The 12,953-nt window shown below is 70.0% G+C and carries 11 protein-coding genes; 6 read left to right on the top strand and 5 right to left on the bottom strand.

Annotated elements, in window-relative coordinates; all coding sequences use genetic code 11:
* Nucleotides 1–89 precede the first annotated feature (89 nt).
* The 3 genes from prpC to prpB are packed head-to-tail and all read right to left on the bottom strand — an operon-like array spanning nt 90 to nt 2,818.
* Nucleotides 90–1,253 carry a 2-methylcitrate synthase gene (gene prpC, locus CEK66_RS18680; protein WP_152237903.1) on the bottom strand — a complete coding sequence of 388 codons (1,164 nt, stop codon included), beginning with the start codon at nt 1,251–1,253 and terminating at the stop codon, nt 90–92.
* 40 nt (nt 1,254–1,293) lie between these two features.
* Complete coding sequence (locus CEK66_RS18685) at nt 1,294–1,899, bottom strand: DUF1003 domain-containing protein (RefSeq protein ID WP_017916026.1); 606 nt, start codon at nt 1,897–1,899, stop codon at nt 1,294–1,296.
* A 31-nt stretch (nt 1,900–1,930) separates the two neighbouring features.
* The gene (gene prpB / locus CEK66_RS18690; RefSeq protein WP_152237904.1) at nt 1,931–2,818 is read right to left on the bottom strand and encodes a methylisocitrate lyase; all 888 of its coding nucleotides are present in this window, start codon (nt 2,816–2,818) and stop codon (nt 1,931–1,933) included.
* A 119-nt stretch (nt 2,819–2,937) separates the two neighbouring features.
* Here prpB and CEK66_RS18695 point away from each other — a divergent pair, with 119 nt between their 5' ends.
* Both CEK66_RS18695 and CEK66_RS20785 read left to right on the top strand, forming a co-directional pair.
* A complete protein-coding gene (locus CEK66_RS18695) occupies nt 2,938–4,179 on the top strand; it encodes a citrate synthase family protein (protein WP_152237905.1) in 1,242 nt (413 codons plus the stop codon).
* Nucleotides 4,180–4,232: 53 nt separating this feature from the next.
* Complete coding sequence (locus CEK66_RS20785; RefSeq protein ID WP_255424710.1) at nt 4,233–4,928, top strand: XRE family transcriptional regulator; 696 nt, start codon at nt 4,233–4,235, stop codon at nt 4,926–4,928.
* A gap of 68 nt (nt 4,929–4,996) precedes the next feature.
* Here the strand turns inward: CEK66_RS20785 and CEK66_RS18710 are convergent, their stop codons facing one another.
* On the bottom strand, nt 4,997–6,049 hold the full coding sequence (locus CEK66_RS18710) for a DUF6624 domain-containing protein (protein ID WP_152237907.1): 1,053 nt from the start codon (nt 6,047–6,049) through the stop codon (nt 4,997–4,999).
* Between the two features lie 397 nt (nt 6,050–6,446).
* Here CEK66_RS18710 and lexA point away from each other — a divergent pair, with 397 nt between their 5' ends.
* From lexA to CEK66_RS18730, 4 genes are read left to right on the top strand one after another with little or no spacing between them, the layout of a single operon-like run.
* The gene (lexA, locus tag CEK66_RS18715) at nt 6,447–7,055 is read left to right on the top strand and encodes a transcriptional repressor LexA (protein ID WP_152237908.1); all 609 of its coding nucleotides are present in this window, start codon (nt 6,447–6,449) and stop codon (nt 7,053–7,055) included.
* The gene (gene imuA, locus CEK66_RS18720) at nt 7,055–7,675 is read left to right on the top strand and encodes a translesion DNA synthesis-associated protein ImuA (RefSeq protein WP_152237909.1); all 621 of its coding nucleotides are present in this window, start codon (nt 7,055–7,057) and stop codon (nt 7,673–7,675) included. The genes lexA and imuA overlap by 1 nt, the downstream gene beginning before the upstream one ends.
* Nucleotides 7,676–7,685: 10 nt before the next feature.
* On the top strand, nt 7,686–9,110 hold the full coding sequence (locus tag CEK66_RS18725; RefSeq protein WP_152237910.1) for a DNA polymerase Y family protein: 1,425 nt from the start codon (nt 7,686–7,688) through the stop codon (nt 9,108–9,110).
* Nucleotides 9,107–12,319: an error-prone DNA polymerase gene (locus tag CEK66_RS18730; protein WP_226978685.1), complete on the top strand. Its 3,213-nt coding sequence runs from the start codon at nt 9,107–9,109 to the stop codon at nt 12,317–12,319. The genes CEK66_RS18725 and CEK66_RS18730 overlap by 4 nt, the downstream gene beginning before the upstream one ends.
* An 85-nt stretch (nt 12,320–12,404) precedes the next feature.
* Here CEK66_RS18730 and CEK66_RS18735 read toward each other — a convergent pair whose 3' ends face one another.
* A complete protein-coding gene (locus tag CEK66_RS18735) occupies nt 12,405–12,854 on the bottom strand; it encodes a nuclear transport factor 2 family protein (protein WP_152237911.1) in 450 nt (149 codons plus the stop codon).
* Nucleotides 12,855–12,953 lie beyond the last annotated feature (99 nt).

A 12,953-nucleotide genomic window follows, 5' to 3' on the forward strand; every position in this document is an offset into this window, starting at 1 on the left:
CACCACGAGGCTGCGCCCGTACCCTCACCCCCGACCCCTCTCCCGGTGGGAGAGGGGAGTGTCATTCGGGGTCGAGGCGTGCAGGCGCATCACTTGCGCTGATCGATCGGCACGAACGCCTGATCCTCCGGCCCCACGTAGTGCGCGCTGGGGCGGATGATCTTGCCGTCGACGCGCTGCTCGATGATGTGCGCGCTCCAGCCGGCGGTGCGGGCGATCACGAACAGCGGGGTGAACATCGCCGTCGGCACGCCCATCATGTGGTAGCTGACCGCGCTGAACCAGTCCAGGTTGGGGAACATCTTCTTGATGTCCCACATCACCGTCTCCAGGCGCTCGGCGATGTCGTACATCTTGCGGCTGCCCTGCGCTTCGGACAGTTCGCGCGCCACGTCCTTGATGACCTGGTTGCGCGGGTCCGACACCGTGTACACCGGGTGGCCGAAGCCGATGATGACTTCCTTGCGCTCGACCCGCGCGCGGATGTCGGCCTCGGCCTCGTCCGGCGTGTCGTAGCGCTTCTGCACCTCGAAGGCGACCTCGTTGGCACCGCCGTGCTTGGGCCCGCGCAGCGCGCCGATGCCGCCGGCGATGGCGCTGTACATGTCGCTGCCGGTGCCGGCGATGACCCGGCAGGCGAAGGTGGACGCGTTGAACTCGTGTTCGGCGTAGAGGATCAGGCTGGTGTGCATCGCCTGCACCCATTCCTCGTGCGGCTTGAACCCGTGCAGCAGGCGCAGGAAATGCCCGCCGATCGAATCGTCGTCGGTCTCCACCTCGATGCGCCGGCCGTTGTGGCTGTAGTGGTACCAGTACAGCAGCATCGAGCCGAGGCTGGCCATCAGCTTGTCGGCGATGTCGCGCGCGCCGGGATGGTTGTGGTCGTCCTTCTCCGGCTGCACGCAGCCCAGCACCGACACGCCGGTTCGCATCACGTCCATCGGATGCGCCGACGGCGGCAACTGCTCCAGCGCGGCCTTGACCGCGGCCGGAATGCCACGCAGCGAGCGCAGCTTGGCCTTGTAGCCGCGCAGCTCGCTGTTGCTGGGCAGCTTGCCGTGCACCAGCAGGTAGGCGATCTCCTCGAACTGGCTGCTGCGCGCCAGGTCCAGGATGTCGTAGCCGCGGTAGTGCAGGTCGTTGCCGCTGCGGCCCACCGTGCACAGCGCGGTGTTGCCGGCGGCGGTGCCGGACAGGGCCACCGATTTCTTCGGCTTGAAGGCGGGGGCGGTCTGCGGAGCGGTGTCGTTCATGGCGAATCTCCCGGTGTTGCGGTCGGATGGACGCAGTGGATCAGGGGGCGTGCGGCGCCGGTGGCCAGGCCCCGGCGCGCTCGAGCAGTTGCTGCAGCATGGCGATCTGGCGGTTCTGCTGATCCACCAGCGTCGCCCAGTCCTGCTCGCGCAGCTGGTTGAGCTTCTCGTGCACCTGCAGGATTTCCAGTTCGGATTTGATGTTCACTTCGTAGTCGTTCTGCGCGCGCAGGCGGTCCACCGCCGCCTGGCGGTTCTGGCTCATCATGATCACCGGCGCCTGGATCGCGGCCAGGCACGACAGGCACAGGTTGAGCAGGATGTAGGGATACGGATCGAAGGCGCGCGCCAGCACCAGGCTGTTGAGCGCGATCCAGCCCAGCAGCACCACGCAGAAGCCGATGATGAAGCTCCAGCTGCCGCCGATCTCGGCGACGCGGTCGGCGACGCGCTCGCCCAGCGAGCGGTCGCGGTCGGCCTGCGTGACGATGTCGCGGGCCACGTGGCGCTTGGCGATGAAGCGCTCCACCACCTCGCGCTCGGCTTCGGGCAGCTTCTCCAGTTCGGTCTGCAGCAACTGCCGCGCGGTCTGGCGGCGATCGATGCGGCTGCGCAGCGACGAAGAGGGACCGGCATTGGGATTCATGGACGGACTCGGGCGGGAAAATCGCCGCCGATCATGCGCCCTTGCCGGCGAACAGCGCATCCAGGCGCTGCTCGAAGGCGTGGTAGCCGATGCGCGCGTACAGCTCCTCGCGGGTCTGCATGCGCTCCAGCACTCCCTGCTGATGGCCGTCGCGGCGGATCGCGGTGTACACGTCCTCGGCGGCCTTGTTGGCGGCGCGGAACGCCGACAGCGGGAACAACTGGATCGCCACGCCGGCCGACGCCAGTTCGTCGCGGGTGAACAGCGGGGTCTTGCCGAACTCGGTGATGTTGGCCAGCACCGGCACCTTCACCGCGTCGACGAAACGGCGGTAGGTGTCCAGGTCGTACGCGGCCTCGGCGAAGATGCCGTCGGCGCCGGCCTCCACGCAGGCGATGGCGCGTTCGATCGCCGCGTCCACGCCCTCGGTCTGGATCGCGTCGGTGCGCGCGATCAGGAAGAAGTCCGGATCGGTCTTGGCATCGGCCGCGGCCTTGACCCGGTCCACCATCTCGCCCTGGCTGACGATCTCCTTGCCGGGACGGTGGCCGCAGCGCTTGGCGCCGACCTGGTCCTCGATGTGGCAGGCGGCCGCGCCGGCCTTGATCAACGCCTTGATGGTGCGCTCGATGTTGAACGCGCTCGGCCCGAAGCCGGTGTCGATGTCCACCAGCAGCGGCAGCGGGCACACGTCGGTGATGCGACGCACGTCGATCAGCACATCGTCCAGGGTGTTGATGCCCAGATCCGGCAGGCCCAGCGAACCAGCCGCGACGCCGCCGCCGGACAGGTAGATGGCCTTGTAGCCGGCGCGCTGCGCCAGCAGCGCATGGTTGGCGTTGATCGCACCGATCACCTGCAACGGCGCTTCGGCGGCCAGGGCGGCGCGGAAACCGGCGCCGGGGGAAACGAGGGACATGGGCGGCTCCTGACGAAGAGGCGGCGGCGCCCCGCCGGGCGTTCCGCGATGGGCGCCAATCTGGCACTCTCGCCGGCACGGATCAATCTTGATTCAATGAATCAACCTATCGTCCCTTCATGTCCGACAGCCCCGACCGCAACCTGATCTCCGCCGCGCAGGCCTGCGCCCTGCTCGGCATCAGCAGCGCCACCCTGTACGCCTACGTCAGCCGCGGCCTGCTCAGCTCGCGCGCCGGTCCCGACCACCGCAGCCGCGCCTACCTGCGCGCCGAAGTGGAGCGGCTGGCGCAGCGCAAGCGCGCCGGCCGCGGCGCCGCGCGTGGTGCCGCGCAGAGCCTGGACCGCGGCCTGCCGGTGCTGGAGACGCGGATCTCGCTGATCCGCCCCGACGGCCCCTACTACCGCGGACGTTCGGCGGTGGCCATGGTGCGCGCCGGCGCCAGCCTGGAGGACGTCGCGCGGCTGCTGTGGGACTGCCCGGAGGGCGAAGACCCGTTCGCCAGCGCCCCGGTCGCGCCCTGGCCGGAGGTAGTGGCGCCGCTGGCCGGACATGCCGCGTTGCCGCCGCTGGAACGTGCCATGGCCTGCATCCCGCTGCTGGCCCTGGAGCTTCGGCAGTCGCTCAACGCCGCCCCCGGCGTGCGCCGCGAAATCGCCGCCACCCTGCTGCGGCAGAACGCCGCGCTGCTGGTCGGCACCGCGCCGGACGCGCGCCCGCTGCATCGCCTGATCGCCGACCACTGGCGTCCCGGCGATGCCGACTTCGCCGAACTGGTGCGCGCCGCGCTGCTGCTGTGCGCCGACCACGAACTCAACGTCTCCGCCTTCGCCGCCCGCGTGGTCGCCTCCACCGGTGCGCCGCTGCACGCCACCGTCAGCGCCGGCCTGGCCGCCCTGTCCGGCCCGCGCCACGGCGGTGCCACCGCCCGCGCCCATGCCCTGCTGCGCGACGCCCAGGAAGCGCCCAGCGCCGCCGCCCTGATCGCCGAACGCTGGCAGCGCGGCGACGACCTGCCCGGCTTCCACCACGCCCTGTACCCCGACGGCGATCCGCGCGCGGCCGAAGTGCTGCGCCTGCTGCGCGAACGCAGCGGCGGCAGCGCGCGCATGCAGCACGTGGATTCGGTGATCGCCGCCGCCCAGGACTGCAGCGGCCAGCGCCCGAACATCGACTGCCTGCTGGCCGCGCTCTGCTTCGTCCACGACCTGCCGGCGGCGCACGCCCTGGTGCTGTTCGCCGCCGCCCGCCAGGCCGGCTGGCTGGCCCACGCCCTGGAGCAGCAGGCCCTGGGCAAGCTGATCCGGCCACGCGCCCGCTACACCGGGGCGATGCCGGAGGATGGCGGCGCGCCGAGCTGAGGGGACGGCGAGCGCACCTTGCGCATGCACCAATATTGGTACACCATACCGTCATGGAGACCACACTGGACGTGCGCTTCTACCGTGCCGTATCGGGCGTCGAGCCGGTGCGGGTCTGGCTCAGGGAAGCGGTGTCGGCCGATGCCAGGAAAGCGATCGGCGGCGACATCAAGACGGTGCAATTGGGATGGCCGCTGGGCATGCCCCTGGTGCGCAAGCTGGACCAGCACCTTTGGGAAGTGCGCAGCGCGATTCCCGAAGGCATTGCGCGGATTTTTTTCCACCACCGTTGGATCGGACATGGTGCTGCTGCACGGCATCGTCAAGAAGTCGGGCAAGACCCCGAGCGCCGATCTCGCCACCGCCAAACGCCGCAGAGACAAGGTGATGCGATGAGCCGCAATGCCCATATCGGGTCCAGCTTCGACAGCTTCCTGGCCGAGGAAGGCATCCTCGAAGACACCGCCGCACTCGCCGCCAAGCGCGTGATCGCCTGGCAGGTCGCCGAAGCGATGAAGTCCGCCAAGCTCACCAAGAGCGCACTGGCCCGGCGCATGAACACCAGTCGCTCGCAACTGGACCGCGTGCTAGACGCCACCGATACCAGCCTCACCCTGGACACGCTGAGCCGCGCCGCCACGGCGCTGGGCTACCGGATCCAGATCGACCTGGTCGCCGCGCAATCGGACAGGTCAGTCGGCAAAGCGCCAACGGCGAAAGCCAAGACTTCGGCCGGCATCCGTCGCTGACGCAATCCCCACCCTGCGACTCAACGCATGGCCTCGGACATTGGCACCCGCCAATGACATGCCCTTGATCAATTACTTTGCATCGAGCTCAGGTATGCATCGAACGGTTCCATCGCCATGATCTCCCGCCGGCGATCCAGCGAGGCCCTGTCCTGGATCGGATACGGCTCGACCTTTCCGTCGTCCTCGCTGACCTGAGAGCCGTAGATCTGGTCTTTTCCTTGGTACATGCGCAGTCGATCGATCATGAGCGCGTAATCATGGCGAGCCATCTCGCCGCGGAGCATCAGCGGCCGCGCCATTCCGAGCGCCTCCCGTATCAGCTCAGGACTGTGGGAGTGCTGCACCAGGATGTAGAACGCCATGACGCCCTTGCGTCCCACCATTTGCGCGTCGGGAAAGCCGTACTTCTTGAGCACATCCGCAACGAACACCGCGTTCCTGGCATCGTCGGCGTCTGCCGCCCTCGCTTCGGCGGAATCCGCCCCCGTCCCTGCCTCGTCCCACGCTTCCCTCAGCTTCTGGTCCCGCGCGTATCGCTCATTTAGAGAGCGCCTCAGATCGGGATGCGTGATGGGTGGCGGCCGCTGGCACAACGCGGCCCCACCGATCACTTGGCCATAGGGCACGCCGACAGAGATCAGGTCACTCGCAGCCCGAAGGCCCACAGCGATGGGAGCAAGCCCCAGGTCATCACGCTCCTCATTCACCGCCATCTCGCTCAAGCCCTCTTGCAGCCGGAGCACGCCGTCCTTCAGTTCGGGGACTGCACCGTAGGACGGCTTCTTTCCGCTGGAGAGCGCCACGCGGTCAGCCAGTTCGGCATAGCCCTCGGCGTCGACATCATCTCCCACACGCTCGTAGAGCGCGTCCATGAGCCTACTCTGGAGCTTTCCATCACCGCGCGACGCGAGCACGATCGCTCCCAAGGCATTGATCCCTTCGCAGCCGACCTGGCCTTCGGACGGAATACCGCCATCCAGCACCTTCGCCACTTCGCGCAATTCTTCTGGCCCAAAAGGCCCGACGCTCGCCTTGGCGCGAAAGGCCAGAAGTGCGTCCCGCAGATCCTGCTGAGCGATCCCTGCAGCGTGCCCGGACACCGCCAAGGCGCCGAGCAACACACAACTCCAACCCCTGACCAATCTGCCCATCGCGACGTCACCCCGTGTGCTTGTCAAGACGCTCATCTCGACAGCTTCGGACGCGACACGCCGCCGGGCAAGCGGCAGTACCGGCGGAAGTCGCAGGCAACCTGCAACTCCACTCGGTGAACGCAACAATGGCGCCTGGCCGCTGCGGCCAGGCGCCGTAAGTCTGCCCCAGATGACCATCATGCGCATCGCGGACCCGCCGCAAGCAGTCCCGACCAGAAAGGAGGCGGCGACGAACTGGCGTCATCCAGACCCGCGGTACCGCCAAGAACGACTGCCCCGGCGAAACCGACAGCACCTCCTCCAAAAGCATTCAGCAGGTCCATTCGCCAAAGGCACCGCCAAAGGTGTACAAATGTACACCATGACCACTCTGTCCCCGCAGCGCGCCGCCATCCTCGCCTACGTCCACGCCTGCGCCGAGCAGGACGGGCGGCCGCCGAGCCTGGCCGAGATCGCCGAACGCTTCGGCTTCGCCTCGCGCAATGCCGCGCGCAAGCATGTGCAGGCGCTGGTCGAGGCCGGACTGCTGGAGCAGGTGCCGCAGCAGGCGCGCAGCCTGCGCCCGGCGCAGGCCGGCGCGCGCAGCGAACTGCTGCAACTGCCGGTGCTGGGTCGGGTCGCCGCCGGCGCGCCGATCGGTGCCGACATCGGCCTGGACCAGCAGTTGCGCCTGGACCGCGCGGTGTTCGCGCTGCGCCCGGACTACCTGCTGCGGGTGCAGGGCGACTCGATGATCGACGACGGCATCCTCGACGGCGACCTGGTCGGGGTGCGCCGCGCCGCCGACGCGCGCAACGGCCAGATCGTGGTGGCGCGGCTGGACGGCGAACTCACCATCAAGCGCTACCGCGCCGAGGGCGATGGCATCGCGCTGCTGCCGCGCAATCCCGCCTATGCGCCGATCGTGGTCGGCCGCGGGCAGGACTTCGCCATCGAAGGGCATTACTGCGGCCTGATCCGGCCCGGCTGATGGCTGCCGTCGTCGCCCTCGACCGCCTGCTGGCCGAGCGCCGGGTCTGGCGCGGCCAGCCGACGGCGCTGCCGCCCAGCGCCCAGCCGACCGGGCACGCCGCGTTGGACGCGGTGCTGCCCGCGCGCGGCTGGCCGGAGATGGCGCTGACCGAACTGCTGCACGCCGCCGACGGCATCGGCGAACTGCAGCTGCTGTGGCCGACGCTGGCGCGGCTGTCGCAGGGCGACGGCCGCATCGTGCTGATCGATCCGCCGTACCTGCCCTACCCCGCTGCCTGGGCGCAGGCCGGGGTGGCGCTGGCGCAGCTGCAGATCGTCCGCGCCGGCGCCGACGCGGCCTGGGCCGCCGAACAGTGCCTGCGCGCCGGCAGTTGCGCGGCGGTGCTGTGCTGGCCGGGGCTGGCCGGCGACAAGACCCTGCGCCGGCTGCAGGTGGCCGCCGAGACCGGGCGCACCCTGGGCTTCGCCTACCGGCCGCTGAAGGCCGCCGCCAATCCGTCGCCGGCCGCGCTGCGCATCGCCATCGACGCCGCGCCGGCGCAACTGCGCGTGCTCAAGTGCCGCGGCGGGCTGCCGCCGGCGCAGCCGATCGCGCTGTCCGCCCTGGCGACCGGGTGAGGCCGCTGCCGTGCGCTGGGCCTGCATCCTGTTGCCGCAACTGGCGCTGGACACCGTCCTGCGCCGCTGGCCATCACCGGACGAACCGCTGGCGCTGCTCGACGGTCCGCCGCAGCGGCGCACGCTGAAGGCGGTCAACGCCGCCGCGCGCGCCCGCGGCCTGCGCCCCGGACAATCGCTGGTCACCGCGCAGGCCCTGTGCGATCGCTTCGCCACCGCCCTGCACGATGCCGAAGAAAGCCGCCGCAGCCAGCAGTTCCTTGCGGCGTGGGCGTACCGCTTCAGTTCGCTGGTCAGCACCGACTACCCCGGCGCGCTGCTACTTGAGATCGAAGCCAGCCTCGGCCTGTTCGGGCCGTGGCCGCGCTTCGAGGCGCGACTGCGCGAGGAACTGACCGCGCTGGGCTTCCGCCACCGCATCGTGGTCGCGCCGCATCCGCTGGCCGCGCGCGCGCTGGTCAATGCCCACGACGGCATCGCCCTGCTCGACAACGCCGCGCTGCAGCGCGCGCTGGGGCAGTTGCCGATCGCCCGCGCCGGGTTGTCGCCGGCCCTGGCCGAGGGCTTCGCGCGGATGGGCCTGCGCCGCCTGCAGCAGCTGTTCGCACTGCCGCGCACCGCGCTGGCGCGGCGCTATCCGCCCGCCCTGCTGCAGCACCTGGATGCGCTGCGCGGGCAGGCGCCGCTGCCGCTGCAGTACTACCTGCCGCCGGACCGCTTCGATGCCCGCGTGGAACTGGGCTATGCCTCCGAATCCAACCAGGCGCTGCTGTTCCCGCTGCGTCGCCTGACCCAGGACCTGGCCGCGTTCCTGGCCGGGCGCGACGGCGGCGTGCAGCGCTTCCGCCTGCTGCTGGAACACGAGGACCTGGAGCCCAGCGTGGTGCCGGTGGGCCTGCTCGCCGCCGAGCGCGATGCGGCGATGCTGTTCGAACTGGCGCGCGGGCGCCTGGAGCAGGCCAGCGTGCCGGCGCCCGTGCAGGCGCTGCGCCTGTGTGCCGACGAACTGCCGCCGTTCGTGCCGGCCGCGCGCGAACTGTTCGACGAACGCGCGCAGCAGGCGCTGCCGTGGGAACAACTGCGCGAACGCCTGCGCGCGCGCCTGGGCGACGACGCCGTGCACGGCCTGCGCGCGCACGCCGACCATCGCCCGGAACTGGCCTGGCGCGCCGAATCCAGCACGGCGCGCAGCACGGCCACACCCGCCGCCAACGCGCCGCCACGGCCCGGCTGGCTGCTGGCGCGGCCAGTGCCGCTGCGCGAACGCGCGCCCGAGCGCCTGGCCGGGCCGGAGCGCATCGAGAGCGGCTGGTGGGATGACGGCGACGTGCGCCGCGACTACTACGTCGTGCGCACCCGCCAGGGCCAGCGCGCCTGGGCCTTCGCCCCGGCCGGCGCGCCGGACGCACTGATGCTGCACGGCTGGTTCGCATGAGCCACACCCCGCCGCATCCACGCATGCCGCCGCGCCTGCGGCTGCTGCCGACACCGGCGCCTGCGCAAACCAGCGCGCCCGCCGCCAGTGCGCCACGTGCGCCAGCCGACGCAGCGCTGCCCGACTACGCCGAACTGCATTGCCTGTCCAACTTCAGCTTCCAGCGCGGCGCCTCGCACCCCTGGGAACTGTGCGAACGCGCGCTGCACCATGGATACCGCGCCCTGGCGATCACCGACGAATGCAGCCTGGCCGGCATCGTGCGTGCCTGGCAGGCGGCCCGGGACATGGGCCTGCACCTCATCGTCGGCAGCGAGATCCAGTTCGAGCACGGCCCCAAGCTAGTGCTGCTGGCCGAGACCCTGCACGGCTACCAGCGGCTGTGCCGGCTGATCACCTTGGCCCGGCGCCGCGCCGACAAAGGCAGCTACCGCACGCTGCGCGAGGATCTGGCCAGCGCGGACGACGGCGCCGGCCTGCTGTGCCTGTGGCTGCCGCGCGGCGACGGCGACGACGCCGCGGACGGTGTCTGGCTGCAGGCGCGCTTCCCGCAGCGGCTCTGGCTGGCGGTGGAACTGCTGCGCGGCCCCGACGACGCCGCGATGCTGCAGGCGCGCCTGCAGTTGGCGCATGCGCTGCAGCTACCGGCCGTGGCCAGTGGCGACGTGCACATGCATGCGCGCGGCCGCCGCGCGTTGCAGGACACCTTGACCGCCATTCGGCAGCGCCTGCCACTGCACGAAGCCGGTGCCCACCTGTATCCCAACGGCGAACGCCACCTGCGCCCGCGCGCCACGCTGGCGACGCTGTATCCGCCAGAACTGCTGGCCGAAACCGCGCGCATCGCGCAGCGCTGCACATTCGACCTCGGCCAACTGCAGTACGAATACCCGCACGAACTGGTTCCCCCCGGGCACACGCCCACGCAATGGCTGCGCATCCTCACCGAACGCGGCGCGGCGCAGCGCTGGCCGCACGGCGTGCCGGACAAGGCACGGCGCCTGATCGAACACGAACTCGGCGTGATCGAGCGGCTGAAGTACGAGTCCTACTTCCTCACCGTCTACGACCTGGTGCGCTTCGCGCGCTCCAAGGACATCCTGTGCCAGGGTCGCGGCTCGGCGGCGAACTCGGCGGTGTGCTACGCACTGGGCATCACCGCGATCGATCCGGACCGCATCGGCATGCTGTTCGAGCGTTTCATCTCCGAGGAACGCAAGGAGCGGCCGGACATCGACATCGATTTCGAGCACGAGCGCCGCGAGGAAGTGATCCAGTACATCTTCCGCCACTACGGCCGCGAGCGCGCCGCACTGGCCGCGGTGGCGATCAGCTACCACACGCGCAGCGCGGTGCGCGACGTGGCGCGCGCACTGGGCCTGCCCAGCGACACCGTCGACGCGCTGTCGTCCGCGCTGGGCCAGCGCGATCCGGTGGAGTCGGCACAGGAACTGCTGCGCGAACGCGGCTTCGACCCGGACACGCCGGTGATGCGCCGGCTGCTGGTGCTCGCCGGCCAACTGATCGGCTTCCCGCGTCACCTGTCGCAGCATCCCGGCGGCTTCGTCATCTCCGAGCATGCGCTGCACACCCTGGTGCCGGTGGAGAACGCGACCATGGCCGAGCGCACGGTGATCCAGTGGGACAAGGACGACCTGGAACTGGTCGGGCTGATGAAGGTCGACGTGCTCGCGCTGGGCATGCTCAGCGCGCTACGCCGCACCCTGGACCTGCTGCGCGCGCACCGCGGCCGCGACTACACGCTCGCGACCATTCCTGCCGAAGACCCTGAGACCTACGCGATGATCCAGCGCGCCGACACCATCGGCGTGTTCCAGATCGAATCGCGCGCGCAGATGGCGATGCTGCCGCGGCTGCAGCCGAAAGAGTTCTATGACCTGGTCATCCAGGTGGCGATCGTGCGCCCCGGCCCGATCCAGGGCGGCATGGTGCATCCGTATCTGCGCCGGCGCAGCGGCGAGGAGGCCACCGACGATCTGCCAGACGAGTTGCGCGAGGTCTTCAAACGCACGCTTGGCGTGCCGCTATTCCAGGAACAGGTGATGCAACTCGCGGTGGTCGCCGCCGGCTACACGCCGGGCCAGGCCGATCAGTTGCGCCGCTCGATGGCCGCCTGGAAACGCCACGGCGGGCTGGAACCGCATCGCGACAAGTTGTTGCAGGGCATGCTGGAGAGGAACTACACCGCCGAATTCGCCGGACGCATCTTCGAGCAGATCAAGGGCTTCGGCAGCTACGGCTTTCCCGAAAGCCACGCCGCCAGTTTCGCCCTGCTCACCTACGCCAGTTGCTGGCTCAAGTGCCACGAACCGGCCGCGTTCACCTGCGCGCTGATCAACAGCTGGCCGATGGGCTTCTACAGCCCCGACCAGTTGCTGCAGGACGCACGCCGCCACGGCCTGCAGGTGCGGCCGGTGGACGTACGCTACAGCGATTGGGATTGCAGCCTGGAAGCGCATAGTCCCGACCCGCAGGTGCAGCCGGCTATCCGCCTGGGCCTGCGTCTGGTCCGCGGCCTGGCCGAGGACGCCGCACTGCGTCTGCAGCAGGCGCGCGCACAGGCGCCGTTCCACGACCTCGCCGACCTGTGCCACCGCGCCGCGCTCGACGACAAGGCACGTGCCGCGCTCGCCGACGCCGGCGCATTGAAAGCCCTGGCCGGCCATCGCCATCGTGCCCGCTGGGCCGTGGCCGGCGTCGAAGCGCAACGGCCGCTGTTCGAAGCGCTCGCGGCCACACCCGAGCAACAGGTCGCACTGCCGCTGCCCAGCCAGGGCGAGGACATCCGCGCCGACTACGCGACGCTCGGCACTACCCTTGGCAAGCACCCGCTGACCCTGCTGCGTGCGCAGCTACGGGCGCGCCGCTACCGCCATTCCGGCGAACTCCGCGCGTTGCCGCATGCCAGCGCCGTCGCCATCGCCGGTCTGGTGACCATGCGCCAACGCCCGCAGACCGCCAGCGGCGTCACCTTCGTCACCCTCGAAGACGAGCACGGCCTGGTCAACGTGGTGGTGTGGCGACGCCTGGCCGACCGCCAGCGCCAGGCCCTGCTCGAGTCCCGGCTGCTGCTGGTACGCGGTCGCGTCGAGACCGAAGGCAAGGTCCGCCACCTGATCGCCGCCCACCTGGAAGACCTGACGCCCATGCTGCTCGGCCTGGATATCCGCAGCCGGGATTTCCACTGACGCGGCACCGCGTTGCGTGCCAGATCGAGGCGACGCCGGCGAACGCGCAACCACTCGCTGCCGCGCGATAGGACTACCTGCAAGCTCAGGACTGCTTGCCCAACGCCGCTAGCAACGTCTGCACGCCTTTCCAGCCCCAGTACACGCGGTGGCAGGCGATCAATCCGGCAGCGTCCAGATCCATCACCTCCACCAGATCGACCTGGTCGCCCTGCGGGGTTTCGCGCGGATACTCCCAGACCAATTGCCGCCCCGACACATGCCGGCGGCCGCTGCGGTACCAGCGGCCCAGGCCGTTCTCGGGCTGGGCGAAGGACGCGGCGAAGAACGCGGCGATGGCATCGCGGCCCTGCAACCGCCCGTCCTGGCGCGTCGCCGACGCCACATAGGCCAAGGGCGACTCCAACTGTGCGTCTGGCGCATACAGCGCCATCAATGCCGGCAGATCGCGCGCGACCACATGCCGATGCCAGTGTTCGAATACGACCTGCGCTTCGCGCTCGGCGGGGTTCGGCGGCGCTTCGTTCGTCTGCATCGGCAGGCTCCGGTGGGGATGCGCGCAGTCTAGGAATCCGTCGACGGCATCGCTTCGGCGCGCATCGAAACGTCGCGGCGCAGCCGGCCCTATGATGGC

Origin of the sequence: Xanthomonas sp. LMG 12460 (assembly GCF_009192895.1) — a bacterium.
Lineage (GTDB): Bacteria > Pseudomonadota > Gammaproteobacteria > Xanthomonadales > Xanthomonadaceae > Xanthomonas_A > Xanthomonas_A sontii.